Source organism: Simplicispira sp. (genome assembly GCF_028687295.1).
GTDB classification, from domain to species: Bacteria; Pseudomonadota; Gammaproteobacteria; order Burkholderiales; family Burkholderiaceae_C; genus Simplicispira; species Simplicispira metamorpha.
The window spans coordinates 1-21,423 of the sequence record NZ_JAQUAL010000044.1 but is presented as its reverse complement, the minus strand read 5'-3'; the positions used below and the strand labels follow the sequence as shown (position 1 = coordinate 21,423).

Below are 21,423 nucleotides of genomic sequence, written 5' to 3'. Positions count from 1 at the left end.
GGCATCCCCACGACCAGCGCGGGGCGCACACCCTCTTGCGCAATCAGCCGGGCCAGTTCGATGAGCGCCGTGGGCGCATTGCCAATGCCCACGATGGCGCCTTGCAACAAGCCCAGGCGGTGGGCCTTGCGCATGGCCTGCACGGCGCGGGTGGTGTCCTCTTGCTGTGCCAGTGCGATCACATCGGCATCGGAAATGAACTGGTGCGTGCGCATGCCAAAGTGCGCCAGCCGTGGCTGCGACAGGCCCGAGCAAATCATCTCCACATCGGCCACCACTGGCGTGCCGCCACGCAGCATGGCGGCCATGCCCGCCTGCACGGCTTGGGGGTGAAAGTCCGTCAGGCCGTTGAAGTCGAAGTCGGCATTGGCGTGGATCATGCGCCGCACGATGGGCCACTGCTCGGGCGTGTAGGCGTGGCTTGGCACCTCGGCGTCGATGATGGCAAAGCTGTCGTGCTCAATGGCCTGCCCGGCGCGGGTGAGTTGCTCGGTGACGGTGTTGACGGTGCTCATGCGGTCAGCACCCCGTGGCTGTGCGGGTGGTGCTCGCCGTGCGCGGGGGCATGGCTGTGGCCATGGTCGTGCTGGTGCAGATGCACCACGGCGTCTGTGGCTGGTACGGGGGCATGGGTGTGCGCATGGCTGTGGCCGTGGCCCAGGTCGTGGGCCAGCTCGCGGTATTTGCAGCCGTCGCAGGGCAGGCGGCTGTCTTGCACGCCCGCCCGCAGATCGGCCACGCGCTGCTCCAGCAGGGCGAAGATTTCCTTCTCAAAACCAAAATACGACGCCTGCGCAAAACGCACCTGCGGGTATTGCTGGCGCAGGTGCTCCACCTGCCGGGCAATGCGCTGCATCAGCGTGCCTGTAAAAAGGTAATACGGCAGCACCACGACCTGCTTCATGCCCAGCTGCACCTGGCGCTGCACCACGCGCTCCAGCCGGGGCCAGGTGATGCCGGTGAAGGCCAGGTCCACCAGTTCGTGGTCGGTTTCTTCCATCAGCCAGCGCGCCATCTTGGCCACATCGCCATTGGCCTGACGGTCGGATGCACCCCGCCCCAGCAGCACCACACCGGTGGTGGTGGGGTCGGGCATGTCCAGCGTGGCCATGCACTGGCGCAGGTTGCGCCGCAACACGGCCAGGATGGGGTCGCAGGCCGTCAGGTGCGGGCCGTACAGAAACTCGGTGCCGGGGCAGTGGGCACGGGCGTGCTCAATGGCCTCGGGGATTTCCATCTTCACATGCCCGGCAGCGTTCAGGATCAACGGCAACACCAGCACCCGCGCGCTGCCCGCAGCCGCTTGCAGCAGCCCATCGTGCAGGCTGGGCGGGGCAAATTCGATAAAGCAGACCTGGATGTTCCAGCCCGGCTGGCGTGTGCGCCACTGCGCCACAAAGCGGTGGATTTCGTCGTTGCCCTCGCTCTCGCGTGAGCCGTGGCCGATGAGAAGAATGGTGTCGTGCTGCGTGGTCATAGGGGAGCGGGTTGGGTCGGAAGAAATTCCGGGGCAGGGGCGGGCGCGGCTTCGCTGGCACGCCGGAAGCGGTGGGTGAAAGTGGGGTCGTAGAGCTTGGACTTGGCCAGCTCGGGCCACTGGCGCGCGCCCAGCGTGGGGCTGGCAATGACCATGGCCTGGCTGACGATCTTGGCGTCGCGGCAGCGCTGGCGAATGTCGGCCAGCGTGCCGCGCACGATCTGCTCTTCACCCGGCCAGCTGGCCTTGTGGACAACCAGCATGGGCGCGTCCTCGGCCCAGCCCGCCGCGCGCAGTCCAGCCTCGACCTTGTGCAGCAGCGTGATCGACAAAAAGATGCACAGCGTGCAGTGGTGGCGCGCCAGCTCGGCCAGGGACTCGCCCTCGGGCATGGGCGTGCGCCCCTCCACACGGGTGAAGATCACGCTTTGCGTTACCTCGGGCAGCGTGAAGCTCTCCACCGCCGCTGCCGCAGAGGCCATGGCCGACGACACGCCCGGCACCACGCGCACCGGCACGCCCGCCGCGTCCAGCGGCTGCACCACCTCGATGAGGGCGCCGTACAGCGCCGGGTCGCCCGTTTGCAGGCGAATCACCGTGGTGTGCTGGCGGGCTTGCTCGATCAACCACGCCGCCATCTGCGCCAGCGTCATGTCTTTGCTGTCGGCAATGGTGCAGCCTGGCGGCGCCCAGCGGGTGGCCGCCGCGTTGACCAGCGACCCTGCAAACAGGATGGCGCCCGCGCGCTCGATCAGGCTGCGGCCTTTGACTGTGATGAGTTCGGGGTCGCCCGGCCCGGCGCCCACAAACCAGACCGTGCCGGTCACGCTGCGCGCAGCAAAGCGGCCACGCCAGCACCCGCACGGGGAGCAGCGTTGCCCGACACCAATCGCGCCACTGGCCCACGGGCCAGAAAAAACAGGGACATCATGAGAAAACCGGATTCGCCCAGACCCCTGCCTCCCCGCAGGTTCTGTGAAATGGGCGCGCAAGCGCACCCGCCTGTTGGCCGGTCTCCGGGCTGGCGAAAATGTCCCGTGAGCCCTTCCCGGATCGGCTGATCCAGTGGATATGTGACGCGGGGTGAAGGCCGCAGGCCTTCTTTCGCTTACCGTTGCGGGGGCAGCTCAGGTGGGGATGGCGTCCTGTGCCGGACGCCTCCTCCCTGATTCCCGTTTAACTGCACAGCCGCAATGGCGGTGCGAGCACCAAACGGGCGCGAGTATAGCGCCGCGCCCACGGGGGCCATGGCGCCAATAATGGCGCGCCATACCGACCGCGCCAGACCACTTGCAGGCGCTGGCGCCGCTGCATACCAAGGAAAAAACACCATGAACCGCACCGCAGAAGACTTGCTGCAGGAGCTGCTGTCGCTGGGCGCATCGCGCCGCATCGAAGCCCCCGGCCACGCCCGCATAGACCGCGCTGCCCTGCGCACCCTCTGCGCTTTTGCCAACGAGCCAGGGCAGGGCGGCGGCTACCTGCTGTGGGGCCTGGAGTCCGTGCCGCCCGATAGCGCCGCCCCCAGCGCCCCTGGCACTGGCGCCGCCCCGACAGCCCCGGCGGTGCCCAGCACCTGGACGGCCCCGGCAACGCTCGCAGACCAGGCCACTGCCCCCGCATCTGCCGTCCCCCAGGCCCAGCCCGCACCCGATGCGTCCACCACCACCGAGCCACCCCCGCGCTACCGCGTCGTCGGCGTGGCCCAGCCTGAGCAGTTGCAGGCCGAGCTGGCCCGGCACTGCGCCAGCGCCTTCAACACCGCGCTGCGCCCGCAGGTGCGCACCGAGCGGCTGGCCGGGCACACCGTGGTTGTCGCCTACCTGCCCGAGGCCGCGCCCGCCACCAAGCCGGTGTTTCTGGCGCACCAGGGCCTGCCGCGCGGTGCCTACCGGCGCATTGGCAGCAGCGACCAGCCCGGCACCGAAGACGATCTGGCCGCCCTGTATGCCGCCCGCCACGCCACCACGCTGGACGCTGCCGTGCTGCCCGATGCCCAGTGGCACGACATCGACCCCGCCGCGCTGGAGGAATACCGCCAGATGCGCCGCCAGGCCCACCCCGGCGCCGAAGAGCTGATCTGGAACGACCACGACCTGCTGCGCGCCCTGGGCTGCGCGCAAGGCGAGGGTGAACAACTGCGCCCCACGGTGGCCGGCATCGTGCTGTTTGGCACACCGCTGGCGCTGCGCCGCTGCCTGCCCATGGCGCGCATCGACTACATCCGCGTGCCGGGCCGCGTGTGGGCGCCCGACCCCGAAGCACCCTACGAAACGCAAGAGATCCGCGCCCCGCTGCTGGCCGCCATCCGCCGCGCCAGCAACGCCGTGCGCTACGAACTCACAGCCCCCGCCCCCGGCACCGACGGCCCCGCCGCCCACGACGACAGCCTGCCCCAGCGCGCGGTGCGCGAGGCCATCGTCAACGCCGTGCTGCACCGCAGCTACCGGCTGCAGGCGCCGGTGCAAATCATCCGCTACGACAACCGGCTGGAAATCCGCAACCCCGGCCACGCCCTCAAACCCAGCGCGCAGTGGGACGCACCCGGCGCACTGCTGCGCAACCCCCGCATTGCCGCCGTGCTGCACGACGTGCGCCTGGCCAGCACCAAAGGCTGCGGCATCCGCACTCTGCGCGAGCAAATGCTGGCCCACGACCTGCTGCCGCCCACCCTGGCATCGCAGCGCAGCGCCGACCAGTTTGTGGCCACGTTGTTGTTCCACCAGTTCCTTGGCCCCGACGACCGCGCCTGGCTGCGCCGCCTGACCCGCGAAGCCCTCAGCGACGAAGAAGCCCGCGCCCTGGTGCTGGTGCGCGAGTGCGGCCGCATCGACGCCGCCACCTACAGCGCCATCAACCGCAGCGACGCCACCACCGCCAGCGCCCACCTGCAACGCCTGGAGCAACTGGGCCTGCTGCAAGCGCACGGCCAGGGCGAGCGCGCCCACTGGCTGCTGGGCGCCCTGGCCCAGGAGCGCCTGGCCGAATTGGCAGCGCCCGTTGTTGCTGCGCTGCCAGTGGAGCCCATTCTGGAACAGGCACCACCTCCTGAGAATGGGCTGGAGCCTATTTTAGAAGGGCACCAGTCAAGCGAATATGGGCACCACATTGGGCTTGATAGGCTCCAGCCTATTGAAAATGGGCACCAGATACTGGGGTCTATTCCTGAGTCCATCCTCGCGCGCATCCCCGCGCCCGGCACCAAACCCCGCCGCGAAGCCCTGCACGACCTGCTGCGCGACCTGTGCGCCTGGCGCGCCCTGAGCTCACGCGAGATTGCCCTCGTCCTGGGCAAGCAAGACCACAAGAAACTGGTGCGCAACTACCTCAGCCCCATGGTGGCCAGCGGCGTACTGGCCTACACCCTGCCAGAGCAGGAAAACCACCCCGACCAGCGCTATACCGTGCCAGCACCAGCGCACATGCCATGAGAATTTGAAGCCAAATTGGCCTGTAAGCCGCGCAGGGTATGCGCAAGCAGCTATCAAAAAGTGACTGGTGACGGGGTGGTCTGCGATGCCCCTGCGGCAGTGAGCGCCTTGGCGCAGTCGTTCAGCTTGCGAACCCAGCCCTGGACAAGGCCCGCCCGCGCTTTACAGGACAATACGCCCCACCCCTCGCGGGTGTGCCCTGCCCTGGCGCAGCACCTTGCGGCCCGAACCTGTTTTGTCACTCTCCTTGCCTATCCACCATGAGCGCATTTCTTGAAGAACGCGTGCTGTCGGTTCACCACTGGACTGACCGGCTGTTCAGCTTCACCACCACCCGCGATACCTCGCTGCGGTTTTCCAACGGCCACTTCACCATGATCGGCCTGAGGGTCAACGACAAGCCGCTGCTGCGCGCCTACAGCATCGTCAGTGCCAATTACGAAGAGCACCTGGAGTTTCTGAGCATCAAGGTGCCCGATGGCCCGCTGACCTCGCGTTTGCAGCACATCCAGGTGGGCGACACCATCATCGTCGGCAAAAAGCCCACGGGCACCATCCTCATCGACTACCTGCTGCCCGCCAAGCGCCTGTACATGCTGTCCACGGGCACGGGCCTGGCGCCGTTCATGAGCGTGATCCGCGACCCCGAAACCTACGAAAAGTTTGAGGAAGTCATCCTGGTTCACGGCGTGCGCGAGGTCAAAGAACTGGCCTACCACGACTACATCACCCAGGAGCTGCCCCAGCACGAGTTTTTGGGCGAGCTGGTCAGCAAGCAGCTCAAGTACTACCCCACCGTGACGCGCGAGCCCTTCAAAAACCAGGGCCGCATCAACGACCTGATTGAGAGCGGCAAGCTGTTTGCCGACCTGGGCGTGCCCGCGCTCAACCCGCTGGAAGACCGCGTGATGCTGTGCGGCAGCCCCGAAATGCTGGCCTCGCTCAAGCACATCCTGGAGCAGCGCGACTTTGAAGAAGGCAACACCACGCGCCCGGGCGACTTTGTGATTGAGCGCGCCTTCGTCGAGAAGTAAAGCGCTGCGCCAGCACCGCGCCCCTGCGGCGCGGCTGGCGCACCCGGGCGGCGCTCAGGCGCCAGCGTCGTCCGTGGTTTCCTGGCCGTCCTCGGCGGCCGCCGCACCCTCACCGTCAATGCGCTGCATGTTGTCCAGCAGCTTGAGCAGGTAATGCAGGGTGTGCGCCATATCCCCCACTGAAAAATCTGCCAGCGCCTGTCCGTAGTAGCGGCGGATGTTGGGCTGCGCCTCGTCGATCCACACCTTGCGCCCCGATGCGGTCATGGTGATGCGCCGCGAGCGGCGGTCGCGGCCATCAGGGGCGTTGGCCAGGTGGCCATCGCGCTCCATGCGGCTGAGCAGGCCCGAGAGGTTTTGCCGGCTCACCATCAGGTAGCGGGCCAGATCGCCCACGTTCATGCCGTCGGCCGCTTCGGGCCGCGACAGCGCCCCCAGCACCGCCCATTGCTGCGTCGTCAGCCCCTGGGCCTCTACGGCCCGGGTGCCTGTTTTATGCAACATGTTTGCACATTGATAGAGACGAAAGAACAGCCGGTTGGCCAACTCCATCTTCGCGATTTCGGTATTTTTGCTAGGGTTTTCCACTATTTTTTCCTATTCGAGGTGGCTTGCGGAACATTGGCTGCAAGTCTAATATGCGTCAATGTATTGACATATGTGCTGTGCCCAAGGGCTTTCCCCAGCATAGCAATGCTCCCCCTCCCCTCAGACCTCTCTTGGAGAAGAATATGCAAAGATTTGATGGCAAGACCGTCATCGTGACCGGCGGCGGCGGTGGCATCGGTGGCGCCACCTGCCGCCGTTTTGCCAGCGAAGGCGCCCAGGTGGCCGTGTTCGACATGAACCTGGAGGCTGCTGAAAAAGTGGCCGCCGACATCCGCGCCACAGGTGGCCGTGCCACCGCCTTTGCCTGCAACATCACCGACCGCGCCCAGGTCGATGCCGCCGTGGCTGCGGTCGAGGCGCAGCTGGGCCCCATCGCCGTGCTGGTCAACAACGCGGGCTGGGACGTGTTCAAGCCCTTCGTCAAAACCGTGCCCGCCGAGTGGGCCAAGCTCATCGACATCAACCTGACCGGCGCGCTGCACATGCTGCACGCCGTGCTGCCCGGCATGGCGGCGCGCCAATATGGCCGCATTGTCAACGTGGCGTCGGACGCGGCGCGCGGCGGCTCCTCGGGCGAGGCGGTGTATGCCGCCTGCAAGGGCGGTCTGGTGGCCCTGTCCAAAACCCTGGCCCGTGAGCACGCGCGCCAGGGCATCACCGTCAACGTCGTCTGCCCCGGCCCCACCGACACGGCCCTGCTGGCCGGTGTGGCCGAAGGTGCCCGCGACCCGGCCAAGCTGATCGAAGCCTTCCGCAGCGCCATTCCGCTGGGCCGCCTGGGCCAGGGCGAGGACTTGGCCAGCGCCATTGCCTTCTTTGGCAGCGACGACGCGGGCTTTGTCACCGGCCAGGTGCTCAGCGTCTCGGGCGGTTTGACCATGCACGGCTAGAGATGTGCGCCCCCACGCCTTGGGGCGGCCCGACGGCGTGCTGTGTTTTCCCTCTGCGAACCCATTACTTGAAAGAACCCCATGAACTTTGAAGACATCCTGTACGAAGTGCGCAACGGCGTGGCCTGGATCACCATCAACCGTGCCGACAAGATGAACGCCTTTCGGGGCCAGACCTGCGATGAAATCATCCGTGCCCTGAACAAGGCCGGGTACGACCGCGACGTGGGCTGCATCGTGCTGGCGGGCGCCGGCGACCGCGCCTTCTGCACCGGCGGCGACCAATCGGCCCACAACGGCAACTACGACGGGCGCGGCACCATCGGCCTGCCCATGGAAGAACTGCACACCGCCATCCGCGATGTGCCCAAGCCCGTCATCGCCCGCGTGCAGGGCTTTGCCATTGGCGGCGGCAACGTGCTGGCCACCATTTGCGACCTGACCATCTGCTCTGACAAAGCCCAGTTTGGCCAGGTCGGCCCCAAGATGGGTTCGGTCGATCCCGGCTACGGCACGGCCTTTCTGGCCCGCGTCGTCGGCGAAAAGAAGGCGCGCGAAATCTGGTACCTCAACCGCCGTTACAGCGGTGCCGAGGCTGTGGCCATGGGCCTGGCCAACTTCTGCTTCCCGCACGACCAGCTCGATGCCGAAGTGCAAAAAATCGGTGAAGAGCTGTGCGAGCGCAGCCCCACCGCGCTGGCCATTGCCAAGCGCAGCTTCAACGCCGACACCGCCCACCAGGCGGGCATTGCGGGCTTGGGCATGTACGCGCTCAAGCTGTACTACGACACCGAAGAATCGCGCGAAGGCGTGAACGCGCTCAAAGACAAGCGCAAGCCCGAGTTTCGCAAATACGCCAAGTAAGCCCCAGGAGCCCCGCAGATGAACCCGAATCCCTACATCGACGAAGACCTGCAAGCCCTGGCCGAAACCGTGCGCCGCTTTGCCCAAGAGCGCGTGGCCCCGGGGTTCCAGGAGCGCGACCAGACCCGCGTGCTCGACCGCGCCCTGCTGCGCGAGATGGGCAGCCTGGGCTTCATCTGCCCCGAACTGCCCGAGCAGTTTGGTGGCCTGGGGCTGGGCTGCCTGGCCGCTGGTGTGGTGCACGAAGAAATCGCCCGCGCTGATCTGAGCTTTTCTTACCTGAACCTGCTGGCCTCGCTGAACGGGCAGATTTTGTCCAAGTACGGCCAGCCCGACGTGGTGGCGCCGTGGCTGCGCAAGCTCACGGCGGGCGAGGCCATCTGCGCCATCGCCCTGACCGAGCCGCGCGGTGGCTCCGACGCCGCCAACCTGCGCCTGCGCATCGAGCGCGATGGGGATTTTTACGTCATCAACGGCGAAAAAACCTCCATCTCCGCCGCTGACCAGGCCGACATCACCGTGGTGTTTGGCCGCACCGGCACGCCCGAGTCGGGCGCGCACGGCGTCACCGCCCTGCTGGTGCCCATGGACACGCCCGGCATCACCACCAACCGCTTTGACTGCCACGGCCAGCGCGCCATTGGCCGGGGATCCATCTTTTTCGAGAACGTGCGCGTGCCTTCCAGCCACCGCCTGGGCGACGAGAACAAGGGCTTTGTGCAGGTCATGCACGGCTTTGACTTCTCGCGCTCGCTCATCGGTCTGCAAGTGCTGGCCGTGGCCCGCGTGGCGTTGGACGAGACCTGGGAATACATCACCCAGCGCCAGGCGTTTGGCCAACCGCTGTCGGCGTTCCAGGGCGTGACGCACCCGCTGGCGCAGTTCGACACCGAGGTCGAGGGCGCGCGCCTGCTGTGCCTGCAAGGGCTGTGGCTCAAAGACAAGGGCTTGCCGCATACCGCCGAGGCGGGCATGGCCAAGTGGTGGGGCCCCAAGCTGGCCTACGACGCCATCCACCAGTGCCTGCTGTGCTACGGCCATGGCGGCTACGACCGCGGCCTGATGGAGCAGCGACTGCGCGATGTGCTGGGCTTTCAGATTGGCGACGGCACGGCACAAATCATGAAAACCATCATCGCCCGCACCCGCGCGGGCCGCCAGTTTGTGCCCGCCTGAAGTGCCCTATGCGCTTCAAAAAGAATAGCTGCTTGCGCACGCCCCATCAGACTTTAAGCATGAAAACTGCCTGAAACCGTTGCGTGGTGTGCGCAAGCAGCTCCTGTTTTTAAGAATATCAAGGAGACAAAACATGGAATTCGACGCCGTATTGCTGCCCCCCCGCCGTGCCCGCATGGTGGCCCAGGGCCTGTGGCATGACCGCACCATCAACGACGCGCTGGACGCCTGCGTGGCCCAGTGCCCCGACAAGTTGGCCTTGAGCGCCTACCGCGTGGAGACGGGCACCGTCACACGCTTTACCTACCGTGAGATGGCACAAATGGCCGACCGCATCGCCGTGGGCCTGCACCGCCTGGGCGTGCGCCAGAACGACACCGTGGCCTGCCAGCTGCCCAACTGGTGGCAGTTCACGCTGACCTACCTGGCCTGCTCGCGCATCGGTGCGGTGATGAACCCGCTGATGCACATCTTCCGCGAGCACGAGCTGAACTTCATGCTCCAGCACGGCGAGGCCAAGCTGCTGATCGTGCCCCAGGTGTTCCGGGGCTTTGACCACGCGCACATGGCCACAGGCTTGCAGGCCCACCTGCCGCACTTGCAGCAGGTGGTGGTGGTGGGCGGTGACGGCCCCGACAGCTTTGAAGCCCTGCTCACCACCCCCGAGTGGGAAAAAGAGCCCGATGCCCCCGCCATCCTCACGGCCCACCGCCCCGGCCCGGACGACATCACGCAGGTCATCTACACCTCGGGCACCACCGGCGAGCCCAAGGGCGTGATGCACTCGGCCAACACCGTGGTGGCCAACATCCTTCCCTACGCCCAGCGCCTGGGGCTGGGGGCGCAAGACGTGGTGCTGATGGCCTCGCCCATGGCGCACCAGACTGGCTTCATGTACGGCCTGCTCATGCCCATCCTGCTCCAGGCCAGCGCCGTGCTGCAAGACATCTGGGACGCGAAAAAAGCCATCGAGGTCATCCAGGCCGAAGGCGCCACCTTCACCATGGCCTCCACGCCGTTCCTGTCTGACCTGACCAAAACCGTGGCCGAAGCCCAGGCCCGCATCCCCACGCTGCGCACGTTTTTGTGCGCGGGCGCGCCCATTCCCAGCGCACTGGTCGAGCGCGCCCGCCAGGTGCTGCCCACCAAAATCATCTCCGCCTGGGGCATGACAGAAAACGGCGCCGTCACGTTGATCCAGCCCAACGACGATGACGAGCGCGCCTTCAACACCGATGGCTGCCCGCTGCCGGGCGTGGAGATCAAGGTGGTCGATGTCGATGGCAACGCCCTGCCCCCCGACCAGCCGGGCCGGCTGCTGCTGCGCGCGTGCTCCAACTTTGGCGGCTACCTCCAGCGGGCGCACCTCAACGGCACCGATGCCGACGACTGGTTCGACACCGGCGACCTGGCCCGCATCGACGCACGCGGCTACCTGCGCATCACGGGCCGCAGCAAGGACGTGATCATCCGTGGCGGCGAGAACATTCCGGTGGTGGAGATCGAATCGCTGCTGTACCGCCACCCGGCCATTGCCCTGGCCGCCATCGTGGCCTACCCCGACGAGCGTCTGGGCGAGCGCGCCTGCGCCGTGGTCGTGCCCAAGCCCGGCCAAAGCATCGACCTGCCCGGCATCGTCGAGTTTCTGAAAGCGCAGAAGGTGGCCCTGCAATACATCCCCGAGCGGCTGGTGGTGCGCGACGACCTGCCCTCTACCCCCTCGGGAAAGATCCAGAAGTTCCGCCTGCGCGAGATGATGCGCAACAGCGCCCTCTGAGACAGCCGCCCGCCCCCGGCCCGCTGGCCGGTGTGCAGGCCAATGGTGATTTTTAAGACAACCACAACGGAGATAACACCATGACTTTTTCTTTCTCTCTGGCCCGCCGCACGGTGGCCCAAGCGGCCCTGGCCCTGTGCGCCCTTGGCGCCGTGGGCGCTGCCCAGGCGCAAAGCACCCACTGGCCCACCAAGCCCATCCGTGTGGTGGTCGGCTTTGCCCCCGGCGGCAGCACCGACGTGATGGCGCGCATCGTCTCGCAGTCGCTGTCGGAGTCGCTGGGCCAGTCGGTGGTCATCGACAACAAGCCCGGTGCCAGTGGCAACATTGCGGCCTCGGAAGTGATCCGCGCACCCGGCGATGGCTACACCTTCCTGATCGCTCCCACCTCGGTGGAGACGGCCAACCCCTCGCTGTTCAAGTCCAGCATCCTGCCCTCGCGCGACCTCATGCCCGTGGGCGGCGTGGGCAAAACCCAGATGTACCTGGTGGCCAAGCCGCAGCTAGACGTGAAAGATACGCGCGATCTGGTGGCCATGGCCAAGGCCCAGCCGGGCAAGCTCTCGTATGCCTCTGCCGGTGCGGGCACGCCGCCCCACCTGGCCTGCGAGCTGTTCAAGCTGGCCACGGGCATCGACGTGGCCCATGTGCCCTACCGGGGCGCCGCCCCCGCGCTGCAAGACGTGATGGCCGGCCAGGCCGATTTTGTGTGCGACCCTGGCATCGCCTTTCCGCACATCCGCACCAACAAGGTCAAGCTGCTGGGCGTGGTCAGTGCCAAGCGCTCGCCCTTCTTCCCCGACGTGCCCACCGTGGGCGAGCAAGGCTTCAAAGACGCCGACCTGGACATCTGGTTTGGCATGTGGGCCCCCAACCACACGCCCGCCGACGTGATCGAGCGCATGAACAAGGCGCTGGCCAAGGCGCTGGCCCTGCCCACCACCAAGACGCGCTACGCCGACCTGGGCGCCGAACCCGTACCCCTGAGCACCACCGAGTTCAAGGCCCTGCTCAGCACCGAAGGCAAGCGCCTGTCCACACTGATCAAAGAGCAAAAAATCATCGTGGATTGAGGCCGTGCAGGCGGCTGGCGCACCGCGTGCGCTGGCAGCCACTGGCCTCCCAGCGCGCCGCAGCGCTCAGTCTGCTGCCGCCGTGGCGCTGGTGCGCTGGTGCAGCGCCCGCTCTTGCAGCGCGCGCGCGCACCCCGCCGACAGCAGCAGCACGGCGGAAGAAAAGTAAATCCACAGCAGCAGCGCCACCAGCGAGCCCGCTGCGCCGTAGGCCGACACCACCGCCGCCCCCGACAAATACGCCGACAGGCCGTGGCGCCCCAGCATGAACAGGCCCGCGCCCAGCAGCGCCCCCTGCGCCAGGTAGGGCAGGCGTGGCTTGGGATCGGCGCTGATGCGCATCAGGCCCAGAAACAGCGCTGCGGCAAACAAAAACGAGACGCCCTCGCTCAAGCCCAGCCACAGCAGCCGGTACGGCAGCAGCCCGCCCAGCCAGGCCGAGGCCACGGCCAGCACCGCTGACAGCAACATCGACAGCAGCAGCAAAAAGCCCAGCACCAGCACATAGGCCAGACCGCGCAGGCGCAGCACCACCGTGCTCCACCACGGCGGGCGCGATGAGGGCACGGGGTTGTCCTCCTGCCACAGCCGCGCCAGCGCCGATTGCAGCTCGGCAAACACCCCCGTTGCGCCCCAGAGCAACAGCAGCAGCGCAATCGCCGATGCCACCAGCCCCTGTGCAGGCGCCTGCGCACTGGCCAGCGCTTGCTGCACCACCTGGGCCGTGCGCTCGCCGGTGAAGGTGCGGATTTGCTCCAGCAGGTTGTGCTCCAGCAGCGCCCGGTCTATCCACCAGCCCAGGCCCGCCACCACCACCACCAGCAGCGGTGCCAGGCTGAGCATGCCGTAGAACGACATGGCCGCGCTCATGCGCAAGCCATCGGCGCCCAGCCACAGCTGCACGGCGCGCACCGGCCACCACGGCGATGGGGGCGCCTGCCCGGCGTCAGACACTGTGCACCTCAAAGCCCACCACGCTGCGCGTTTGCTGGCTGAACTCCACGCCAATGAGGTGGATGGGCTCATGGCGGCTGCGGTACTTGTCGGCGTAACCGCGCTGGAAAATTTGTGCCAGTGCTTTGCCCTGGGGCGCCAGCTCCACCACCTTGAACTCGAACAGATACACGTGGCCGCTGAATAGCACGGTCATGTCGATACGGCCATGGTGGGTCACGTCTTCGAGCCGGATGTCCAGCCCCAGCGCGGCAAAGTGGCTGTAGAAAACGCTGGCCCAGTAGCCCTCGTAGCGCGCAATCGGGCTGTTGCGGTACCAGTCGTTGGGGATGCTGGCAAAGAACGCGCCAAACAATGTGTGCAGCCCAGAAAAATCGTTGGCTTGCAGCAGGCGGTAGAGCTGGCCTGTCTGGCGGTCAGTGGCCGAGGTGCCGCCCTTCAATGCCTTGAGCAGTGCGCCGTTGAGGCTGGCCTGCACCTCCAGATTCGGGTATTTGAGCGTGTACTCAATGCGCGCGCCCATGGCAAATTCGGACGCAATCGTCAGGTAGCCCGCCTGGAACAGCAGCGCCTCGGGTGCCAGGGCATCGACATCGAAGGTGCTGAGCAAGTCTTCCATGGCCACGGTCTGGCCCAGCTCGGGGGTGAAGGTGTGGTGCTGGGTCAGCACATCAATCAAAAACGTGGGCGTGCCGGTCTCGAACCAGTAGGGCTTGAACTGGCGCTCCTGGAACAGCAACAGCAGGTCAAACGGGTTGTAAACACTCTGGCCCGTCCAGTTGTAGCCGTTGTACCAGCGGCGGATTTCGGTGCGATCCAGACCGGGCAGCTCCGGGGCAAACACCGTATCGACATCGGCATCGGTGTAGCCACACAGGGCGCTGTATTCGCAGGAGACGGTGATGTCGCGCAGGTTGTTCAGCCCCGAGAACAAGCTCACTTTGCTGAACTTGCTCACGCCCGTCAGCATGGCAAAGCGGATATGCGCGTCGGCGTCTTTGATCACCGAATACAGGTTGCGCAGGCCATCGCGCATCTGCCGTGCGGTATCGCTATCGGTGATGTTGTCCAAAATGGGCTTGTCGTATTCATCGACCAGCACCACTACGCGCTGACCGGTCTGGGCGTGGATTTGCTGCAGCAATTCGGCAAAGCGCCCCGATATGCTGCGCTGCGCACAGGCTACGCCCCAGCGTTGTTGCAGGTACTGCAAGGTTTCTTCGATTTTGATGTCCAGCGCCTCGCGGCTGTGCAGTACGCCAGCACCAAAGCTGATACGCACCACCGGGCTGCGCTGGCTCCAGTCCCAGTGCGCTTCAGCGTGCAGCCCGGCAAACAGGGCCTGATTGCCCTCGAACAACTCGGCTATGGTGTCGATGAGCAGGCTTTTACCAAAGCGGCGCGGGCGGCTCAGAAAGTAGTGCGTGCCCTCGGCAATCAGACGCAGGATGTGCGGCGTTTTATCGACGTAGTAACAGCCATCTTCGCGCAGCCGGGCAAAGGTCTGGATGCCAATGGGCAGCTTGCGGCGCGGCAACGGGGTGGGGCGGATGGGGTGCATGCAGGCCTTACGAAGCCGATTTGATCTTCATCTCGGCAAAGCGGTCTTTGTATTGCTTGACCTTGTCTTTCATCACCATGCCCAGCGGGTGGGTGGCCTCAATCACTTGCATCAGCCGCTGGGTGGTGAGTTCGGCACGGTCAGCCAGAAAGGCCAGCTCAATGCCTTCTTTGACAATGGATTCAATATCCGCCCCGGAATACTTGTCGGTGGCTTTGGCCAGCTTTGACAGGTCAATGTGTGTGTTCATTTTTTTGCGCTTTTCCAGATGCACCCGGAAGATGGCCTTACGTTCTGCTTCATTCGGAAAATCGACGTAAAAAATCTCGTCAAACCGGCCTTTGCGCAGCAATTCGGGCGGCAGGGCAGACACATCGTTGGCCGTGGCCACCACAAACACCTGGGTGGTTTTTTCTTGCATCCAGGTCAAAAAATAGCCAAACAGGCGCGTTGCTACTTCTGAACCTGCGCCGCCGCTGCCAATGCCGGAAAAGGCTTTTTCTACCTCGTCCACCCACAACACGCAGGGGCTGACGGCTTCGGCCACGGCAATGGCGCGGCGCATATTGCCTTCGCTCTCGCCCACGTATTTGCCCATCAGCGAGCCCATGTCCATTTTCAGCAGCGGCAAACCAAACAAGCTGGCCGTGGCTTTGGCGGTGAGCGATTTGCCGCAGCCGGGCATGCCCACAATCATCACGCCTTTGGGTGATTCGACGCCAAAATCCCGCGCCGCAGGCCAATCGGCAAAAATCCGGGACTTTTGCACCAGCCAAGGCTTGAGCTTTTCCAGGCCGCCAATGTCTTCCATTTTTTCGCGCAGCTTGACCATTTCCAGCAGGCCGCTTTTCTGGATGATTTGGGATTTTTCGGTTTGCACCAAATCAATGTCTTTGGCACCGATCATGCCGTCTTTTTGGTAGCCCCGGTTAATCAGCTGGCCAATTTCGTAACGGCTCAAACCCTGAAAAGCCAGGCACAGTTTTTTCAGCCCATTTTCATCCACGGTCACGCCGTAGGCATCGGCATATTGGGTAATGATGGCGCGGATAGCGACTTCATCGGGCAGCGGTACTTCAAACAGCGTGATGAATTTTTCCAGCTCGCGCGGTACGCATTTTTCAGAAGACACCAAAATAATGGTGACTTCCATCTCCGTCGATTCGAGTATTTTGGTGGTCAGCGCTTTGAGCCGCGCCACGGCCAGTGGCTGGTCGCGCAGGCCCATATGGGCATCGCGGATCACGATGAAATGGTGGGTCAGCTCTTGATCCAGTAGATTATCCAGCGCACCCGCCAAATCACACCATGCCATCAGCGGTTGCTTGGTATCAAACCGCACCAAGCCGCGCGCCATATTCCATTCGATGATTTTGCGCTCGGGTTCAATCTGGGCAATCAGCGTGTCCACCTCGGCATCGTCGTGGGTGATGATATGCAGAATGGGGTAATGCGATAGCGCGTGTGCGCGGAGGGTTTCTGGAAGGTTCATTTTCGAATGATAAGTTCTTATTAACTACCAAAAATTCCTCTGATTACAGAGACGGCGTCGACATGTACTTGTTCTGGTTTTTTATTTTCTTCAAATTTTATTATTTTTTCTTTTTTTTCTATCGAATTTTTGAGTGCTTCGTAATTATTTTTTAATTCTTCATAGAGATGAAAATAATTTATATTTTTCACCCAGTGCCCAGCTTCTGGTGGCGCATCAAAAATGGCGCCGACATCGTCGGGATGCACTTCTACTTCCAGCGCGGCGCACAGTGCCATAAAAAGCGCTTTATCTTCGGCGTGCTGGGAAATGGCATCAGCCACAGCGCGGGACAGTTCTTGCAACTGCCGTGATTTGAACCAGCGCTCCAGTTGTCCTGACCGCGCCAGTGAGACGATTTCATCTGTCAGGTTGTCGCGCAGCGCTTCCAGCGTGGTGACTTTGGTGCCATTGATCGGCAGATCGAATTTGATAATTTTGATGGCCATGGTGTTATTTCTCTGTGCAATAAATAATCATATTTCTATAGAATTTTTCAAAATTTCTTCAAGTTCTAATCGAAATTGCTTGTCTTTGAATTCAACAGGAGATATTTCAAAATTGGCGTTGAGCCGATCTTGCCAGTTGGCTGCTGGATTCTGGGTGTCAACGAGCATTTTTTTGATGACGGATTCCATTTTTAAAATTCTATTGCGAGCAAACTCCCGTAGTGTTTCATGTTCAACTTGAAGTTCTTGGTAAAGCTCAAAATACTTACCGCCTTTGAAATGCTGCCCCGCTTTCGGCGGCGCATCAAAAATCGCGCTGGCATCAGCGGGATGCACTTCCACTTCCAGCACCGCGCACAGCGCCAAAAACAGCGCTGTGTCTCCGGCGTGCTGGGAAACAGCAGCGGCCACGGCCTGGGCCTGGGCCTGCATTTGCCGTGATTTGAACCAGCGTTCCAGTTGCCCCGAGCGTGCCAGATTGACGATTTCGTCCGTCAGGTTGTCGCGCAGCGCGTCCAGCGTGGTGACTTTGGTGCCGTTGATTGGTAAATCAAACTTAATGATTTTGATGGCCATTTTGATAAATGTTAATTCTCAAGAGAATAAAGAATTGCAATGAGTTGATTTTTAGTAATTGGGTTTTTGTTGTCGAGTAGTTTTTCAACAACAACTCCGCTGAATGTTGCGCTTATATCAAATCTACCTTTGTTGGTCTCTACTGTTACAAGCGTTTGGCCTGCGGTCACAAGAGCCCCTTCGCGTATTGCCCATTTTTCAATGTATCCCGAATTTCCGATAGAAATTGGTATTTTTATTTCTGTTATTTTTGATTCCCAGATACTTTTCGGGTTTTCTTGCATCGATTCATAAGACTTTTTGAGTTCTTCGTACAGCTCAAAATATTTACCGCCTTTGACATGCTGTCCGGCCTTCGGCGGTGCATCAAAAATCGCACTGACATCGTCTGGATGCACTTCCACTTCCAGCAAGGCGCACAGCGCCAAAAACAGCGCCTTGTCTTTGGCGTGCTGGGAAACGGCAGCGGCCACGGCCTGGGCCTGTTCCTGCATTTGCCGCGATTTGAACCAGCGTTCCAGTTGCCCGGAGCGGGCCAGTGGAACGATTTCGTCCGTCAGGTTGTCGCGCAACGCTTCCAGCGTGGTGACTTTGGTGCCGTTGATGGGCAAATCGAATTTGATGATCTTGATGGCCATACCTGTTTCCTTTGCCCATCAGAACCAAGAGGGCACGAGGGATTTCGCAAAATTGACAGCACCCTGCGCCACACTCTTGGCCGCCGACACCACCGCCCGCGCCCCGGACTTGGCCAGTTCCACACCCTTGTGAATCACTTTACCTGCGGCGCTGCCTGCGATTCGGCCCACGGTATCGCCTAAAAATTCGCCCACCTTGCGCCCCAGCGGTGCGGCAAACGGCGCCAGAAACGGAATCTTGGCGCCCAAGGCCATGCCCAGCTTGTGCCCCATTTCGCCACCAATTTTTCGGCACACCACGCGCGTGGTGCTGACCAGCGAAGCTGTGGCGGTTTCGGCCATGCGGTCGATGGCCTCGCTGGCGTCCAGTTGGCCAGTGCCGACGGCATACAAGGTGCGGGCGTTTTCGGTGCCAATAAAGGTGTTCTGGGCAAACCATTCGGGAATCAGCTCGCCGCGCTCTTGGGCCTGGCGCAGGTCGCCGCCCAGCAGGCCCTGGCGGGTGGCAATGTCGGTGGCAATGGCCAGCGTGGCTTGCAGGCCGGTGGCGCTGTTCACATCCAGTTCACCGCGCAGCAGCTTTTGCGCCAGTGCGGCGCTGTGGGGTTGCTCTTGCAGCCACACGTCCACTGCGCTGCTGGCCCACTGGCGCGCGCCGTCTTCCAGCACGCTGCCAGCGGTGTGCAGCAGTTGCTGCTGTTCCAGGTCTTTGGCAAAGGCAATGCGGCTGATGTCGTTCCAGTCGCGCGGGCTGGCGGGGGTGCCCTCGGCGCTGGTTTGGCCGGAGAGCAGTGCGCTCAGGGCGGCCACGTCGGCGGGGCTGGCCTGGTGGTCGCTGGCAATGCGCTCGATCTGGCTGGCAACCCAGCTGCTGCGCGATTTGCCCTGTTCCACATGGGCGCGCAGGTCGGCGCGCAGGTGGTGGCTTTGTTGCAAGTAGCTGGTGATGCTGTCGGCGGTGCTGCGCGCAGCTTCGGGGCTGGTGCCGGTGCGCTGCACCAGGGCATCGGCCAGCCAGTCGTTCAGCGCCTGGCTGGCGTCGCGCTGGGCGTATTGCAGCACCATCTCGGCCAGCAGGGTGGCCACGGGCTGGGCGGAAGGAGCGTTGTTCGGGGTGCTGGGTGTGGGTGCGGCGGTCATGCGCTGTCCTTGGGTTGCAATGGATAACGCAAGCCTACCCGAGCAACCCGACAGGGTGTGTCGCAGCGCCCCGCAGCGCCGGGTTGCCCACGGTGGCGCTGCCCAGCATCAACGGATTTTCACTCTTGAATTAATAGCTGTTAGCGCACGCCAGTCAAGGGCTGGAGACTGATTTGATACTAAAAACTACAGGTTCGGCCCCAGCAGGCGGCGCAGCGCCGCTTCGTCCAGGCCCCGGCGCTGGGCCAGGTCGCGCAGCTGGTCTTCGCCAATCTTGCCGACGTTGAAATACACCGCCTCGGGGTGGCCAATATAGAAGCCGCTGACGCTGGCGGCCGGGTTCATGGCCAGGCTCTCGGTCAGGCTCATGCCGATCTCGTGGGCTTGCAGCACACGGAACATCTCGGTCTTGGCGCTGTGGTCGGGGCAGGCGGGGTAGCCGGGCGCGGGGCGGATGCCACGGTATTGCTCGGCCACCAACTGCTCGGGTGTGAGTTGCTCATCGGCGGCGTAGCCCCACAGGTCGGTGCGCACGCGCTGGTGCAGGCACTCGGCAAAGGCTTCGGCCAGGCGGTCGGCCAGGCTCTTGAACAGGATGGCCGAGTAGTCGTCGTGCGCGTCGATGAACGCCTGCTCTTTTTTCGCGATGCCCAGCCCGGCGGTGACGGCAAACAGGCCCGCGTAGTCGGCAATGCCACTGTCCTTGGGCGCGACAAAGTCGGCCAGGCAGCGGCTGGGGCGCGTGATTTTTTCGCCATTGGGGCCGTCGTCGGCGTGCTTTTCGGTTTGCTGGCGCAGGCCGTACCAGGTCATGGCCACTTCGCTGCGCGTGTCGTCGGTGTAGAACTCGATGTCGTCGCCCACGCTGTTGGCGGGCAGCAGCGCCATCACGCCGCTGGCCTGCAACCAGCGGCCTTCGATGATTTTTTTCAGCATGGCCTGACCATCGGCAAACACGCGCTGCGCCTGCTCGCCCACCACGGCGTCGGTGAGGATGGCGGGGTACGGCCCGGCCAAATCCCAGGTCTGGAAGAACGGCCCCCAGTCGATGAAGGCGGCCAGCTCGGCCAGGTCAAAGTTCTTGAACACGCGCCGGCCCAGCGCACGCGGCACCGGGGGCTGGTAAGCACCCCAGGCGATGGGCGTTTGGTTGGCGCGGATTTTGGCCAGCGGCCACAGCGGCGTCTGCTTTTTGTTGGCGTGCTGCTGGCGCACTTTGTCGTAGTCGGCGTTGATCTCTTGCACGAAGGCGTCGGCGCCATCGCCCAGCAGGCTTTGCGCCACGCCCACGCTGCGGGACGCATCGGGCACATAGACCACGGGGCCGTCGTAGTGCGGGGCAATTTTCACGGCGGTGTGTACGCGACTGCAGGTGGCGCCGCCAATCAAGAGCGGGATTTTTTTGACGCGGAAATGCTCGTCCTTGTGCATTTCGGCGGCCACGTACTGCATCTCTTCCAGGCTGGGCGTGATCAGGCCCGACAGGCCGATGATGTCGGCCCCCTCGGCCTTGGCGCGCGCCAGAATTTCATGGCAGGGCACCATCACGCCCATGTTGATGACTTCAAAGTTGTTGCACTGCAAGACCACGGTGACGATGTTCTTGCCAATGTCGTGCACATCGCCCTTCACGGTGGCGATGACGATCTTGCCCTTGGTGCGCACGTCGCGCCCGGCCAGCTCGTCCTGGCGCTTTTCTTCTTCGATGTACGGAATCAAATGCGCCACGGCCAGCTTCATCACGCGGGCGGATTTGACCACCTGCGGCAGGAACATCTTGCCCGCGCCAAAGAGGTCGCCCACCACGCTCATGCCGGCCATCAGCGGGCCTTCAATAACATGTAAAGGTCGTCCACCTTGTGCCAGGATGGCGCGGTAGGCCTCTTCGGTGTCTTCGGTGATGAAGTCGGTGATGCCGTGTACCAGCGCGTGTTCCAGCCGCTTGGCCACGGTCACGGGCGCTTCGGGTGTGCCGCGCCATTCCAGCTTTTTGCTCTCGTCCTTGGCGCCGCTTTTGGCGGTTTCGGCCACTTCGACCAGGCGCTCGCCCGCATCGGGGCGGCGGTTGAGCACCACGTCTTCCACGCGCTCGCGCAGCACGGGTTCGAGGTCGTCGTACACGCCCACCATGCCCGCGTTGACGATGCCCATGTCCATGCCCGCCTGGATGGCGTGGTACAGGAACACGGTGTGGATGGCCTCGCGCACCGGGTCGTTGCCCCGGAAGCTGAAAGAGACGTTGC

19 protein-coding genes and 1 riboswitch are annotated in these 21,423 nt (G+C 63.6%); of the genes, 7 read left to right on the top strand and 12 right to left on the bottom strand.

Annotation, left to right across the window (positions count from 1 at the left end; all coding sequences use genetic code 11):
• From PHX69_RS07090 to cobM, 3 genes are all read right to left on the bottom strand, one after another.
• On the bottom strand, positions 1-515 hold a 515-nt coding region (locus PHX69_RS07090), incomplete at its 3' end, for a precorrin-8X methylmutase (RefSeq protein ID WP_288043041.1).
• Positions 512-1,477, bottom strand: coding sequence for a sirohydrochlorin chelatase (locus PHX69_RS07085; RefSeq protein WP_288043040.1), 966 nt, complete (start codon positions 1,475-1,477; stop codon positions 512-514). The genes PHX69_RS07090 and PHX69_RS07085, both read right to left, overlap by 4 nt.
• Positions 1,474-2,304, bottom strand: a complete 831-nt coding sequence (gene cobM / locus PHX69_RS07080; RefSeq protein ID WP_288043039.1) for a precorrin-4 C(11)-methyltransferase — start codon at positions 2,302-2,304, stop codon at positions 1,474-1,476. The genes PHX69_RS07085 and cobM overlap by 4 nt, the downstream gene beginning before the upstream one ends.
• A gap of 163 nt (positions 2,305-2,467) precedes the next feature.
• A riboswitch (cobalamin riboswitch) is annotated at positions 2,468-2,706 on the bottom strand.
• A 102-nt stretch (positions 2,707-2,808) separates the two neighbouring features.
• Here cobM and PHX69_RS07075 point away from each other — a divergent pair.
• Both PHX69_RS07075 and PHX69_RS07070 read left to right on the top strand, forming a co-directional pair.
• Positions 2,809-4,908, top strand: coding sequence for an RNA/DNA-binding domain-containing protein (locus tag PHX69_RS07075; protein ID WP_288043038.1), 2,100 nt, complete (start codon positions 2,809-2,811; stop codon positions 4,906-4,908).
• 260 nt (positions 4,909-5,168) lie between these two features.
• Positions 5,169-5,942 carry a ferredoxin--NADP reductase gene (locus PHX69_RS07070; protein ID WP_119012103.1) on the top strand — a complete coding sequence of 258 codons (774 nt, stop codon included), beginning with the start codon at positions 5,169-5,171 and terminating at the stop codon, positions 5,940-5,942.
• Positions 5,943-5,996: 54 nt separating this feature from the next.
• On the opposite strand, the gene PHX69_RS07065 is transcribed toward PHX69_RS07070, so the two are convergent.
• Positions 5,997-6,494, bottom strand: coding sequence for a MarR family winged helix-turn-helix transcriptional regulator (locus PHX69_RS07065; protein ID WP_119012102.1), 498 nt, complete (start codon positions 6,492-6,494; stop codon positions 5,997-5,999).
• Between the two features lie 179 nt (positions 6,495-6,673).
• Between PHX69_RS07065 and badH the strand changes: the two genes are divergently transcribed.
• The 5 genes from badH to PHX69_RS07040 all read left to right on the top strand — a co-directional run bounded on the left by badH (position 6,674) and on the right by PHX69_RS07040 (position 12,331).
• Positions 6,674-7,441 (top strand): 2-hydroxycyclohexanecarboxyl-CoA dehydrogenase, encoded by a 768-nt coding sequence (gene badH / locus PHX69_RS07060; RefSeq protein ID WP_119012101.1) that lies wholly within the window; start codon positions 6,674-6,676, stop codon positions 7,439-7,441.
• Between the two features lie 81 nt (positions 7,442-7,522).
• Positions 7,523-8,305, top strand: coding sequence for a 2-ketocyclohexanecarboxyl-CoA hydrolase (gene badI / locus PHX69_RS07055; RefSeq protein ID WP_288043036.1), 783 nt, complete (start codon positions 7,523-7,525; stop codon positions 8,303-8,305).
• Between the two features lie 18 nt (positions 8,306-8,323).
• The gene (gene aliB, locus PHX69_RS07050) at positions 8,324-9,481 is read left to right on the top strand and encodes a cyclohexanecarboxyl-CoA dehydrogenase (protein WP_288043035.1); all 1,158 of its coding nucleotides are present in this window, start codon (positions 8,324-8,326) and stop codon (positions 9,479-9,481) included.
• Positions 9,482-9,614: 133 nt separating this feature from the next.
• Positions 9,615-11,258 (top strand): cyclohexanecarboxylate-CoA ligase, encoded by a 1,644-nt coding sequence (gene aliA / locus PHX69_RS07045; protein WP_288043034.1) that lies wholly within the window; start codon positions 9,615-9,617, stop codon positions 11,256-11,258.
• A gap of 80 nt (positions 11,259-11,338) precedes the next feature.
• The gene (locus PHX69_RS07040) at positions 11,339-12,331 is read left to right on the top strand and encodes a Bug family tripartite tricarboxylate transporter substrate binding protein (RefSeq protein WP_119012097.1); all 993 of its coding nucleotides are present in this window, start codon (positions 11,339-11,341) and stop codon (positions 12,329-12,331) included.
• Between the two features lie 66 nt (positions 12,332-12,397).
• On the opposite strand, the gene PHX69_RS07035 is transcribed toward PHX69_RS07040, so the two are convergent.
• From PHX69_RS07035 to PHX69_RS07000, 8 genes are all read right to left on the bottom strand, one after another.
• Positions 12,398-13,285 (bottom strand): YihY/virulence factor BrkB family protein, encoded by an 888-nt coding sequence (locus PHX69_RS07035; RefSeq protein ID WP_288043032.1) that lies wholly within the window; start codon positions 13,283-13,285, stop codon positions 12,398-12,400.
• Positions 13,278-14,846, bottom strand: coding sequence for a PD-(D/E)XK nuclease domain-containing ATP-binding protein (locus tag PHX69_RS07030; protein WP_288043031.1), 1,569 nt, complete (start codon positions 14,844-14,846; stop codon positions 13,278-13,280). The genes PHX69_RS07035 and PHX69_RS07030 overlap by 8 nt, the downstream gene beginning before the upstream one ends.
• A gap of 7 nt (positions 14,847-14,853) precedes the next feature.
• Entirely contained in the window at positions 14,854-16,338 is a 1,485-nt protein-coding gene (locus PHX69_RS07025; protein ID WP_288043030.1) for an AAA family ATPase, read from the bottom strand.
• 20 nt (positions 16,339-16,358) lie between these two features.
• Complete coding sequence (locus tag PHX69_RS07020; protein WP_288043029.1) at positions 16,359-16,826, bottom strand: hypothetical protein; 468 nt, start codon at positions 16,824-16,826, stop codon at positions 16,359-16,361.
• 27 nt (positions 16,827-16,853) lie between these two features.
• Entirely contained in the window at positions 16,854-17,402 is a 549-nt protein-coding gene (locus PHX69_RS07015; RefSeq protein WP_288043028.1) for a hypothetical protein, read from the bottom strand.
• Between the two features lie 11 nt (positions 17,403-17,413).
• The gene (locus tag PHX69_RS07010; protein ID WP_288043027.1) at positions 17,414-18,040 is read right to left on the bottom strand and encodes a biotin/lipoyl-containing protein; all 627 of its coding nucleotides are present in this window, start codon (positions 18,038-18,040) and stop codon (positions 17,414-17,416) included.
• A gap of 18 nt (positions 18,041-18,058) precedes the next feature.
• Complete coding sequence (locus tag PHX69_RS07005; RefSeq protein WP_288043026.1) at positions 18,059-19,180, bottom strand: hypothetical protein; 1,122 nt, start codon at positions 19,178-19,180, stop codon at positions 18,059-18,061.
• 186 nt (positions 19,181-19,366) lie between these two features.
• Positions 19,367-21,423, bottom strand: a 2,057-nt coding sequence (locus tag PHX69_RS07000; RefSeq protein ID WP_288043025.1) for a vitamin B12 dependent-methionine synthase activation domain-containing protein, incomplete at its 5' end; no start/stop codon positions are given.

Bases quoted from the DNA above. Each gene is read 5' to 3' on its own strand.
- PHX69_RS07085 (WP_288043040.1), bottom strand. From the start codon at position 1,477: ATGACCACGCAGCACGACACCATTCTTCTCATCGGCCACGGCTCACGC.
- PHX69_RS07075 (WP_288043038.1), top strand. From the start codon at position 2,809: ATGAACCGCACCGCAGAAGACTTGCTGCAGGAGCTGCTGTCGCTGGGC.
- PHX69_RS07070 (WP_119012103.1), top strand. From the start codon at position 5,169: ATGAGCGCATTTCTTGAAGAACGCGTGCTGTCGGTTCACCACTGGACT.
- PHX69_RS07065 (WP_119012102.1), bottom strand. From the start codon at position 6,494: ATGGAGTTGGCCAACCGGCTGTTCTTTCGTCTCTATCAATGTGCAAAC.
- badH (WP_119012101.1), top strand. From the start codon at position 6,674: ATGCAAAGATTTGATGGCAAGACCGTCATCGTGACCGGCGGCGGCGGT.
- badI (WP_288043036.1), top strand. From the start codon at position 7,523: ATGAACTTTGAAGACATCCTGTACGAAGTGCGCAACGGCGTGGCCTGG.
- aliB (WP_288043035.1), top strand. From the start codon at position 8,324: ATGAACCCGAATCCCTACATCGACGAAGACCTGCAAGCCCTGGCCGAA.
- aliA (WP_288043034.1), top strand. From the start codon at position 9,615: ATGGAATTCGACGCCGTATTGCTGCCCCCCCGCCGTGCCCGCATGGTG.
- PHX69_RS07040 (WP_119012097.1), top strand. From the start codon at position 11,339: ATGACTTTTTCTTTCTCTCTGGCCCGCCGCACGGTGGCCCAAGCGGCC.
- PHX69_RS07030 (WP_288043031.1), bottom strand. From the start codon at position 14,846: ATGCACCCCATCCGCCCCACCCCGTTGCCGCGCCGCAAGCTGCCCATT.
- PHX69_RS07025 (WP_288043030.1), bottom strand. From the start codon at position 16,338: ATGAACCTTCCAGAAACCCTCCGCGCACACGCGCTATCGCATTACCCC.
- PHX69_RS07020 (WP_288043029.1), bottom strand. From the start codon at position 16,826: ATGGCCATCAAAATTATCAAATTCGATCTGCCGATCAATGGCACCAAA.
- PHX69_RS07015 (WP_288043028.1), bottom strand. From the start codon at position 17,402: ATGGCCATCAAAATCATTAAGTTTGATTTACCAATCAACGGCACCAAA.
- PHX69_RS07010 (WP_288043027.1), bottom strand. From the start codon at position 18,040: ATGGCCATCAAGATCATCAAATTCGATTTGCCCATCAACGGCACCAAA.
- PHX69_RS07005 (WP_288043026.1), bottom strand. From the start codon at position 19,180: ATGACCGCCGCACCCACACCCAGCACCCCGAACAACGCTCCTTCCGCC.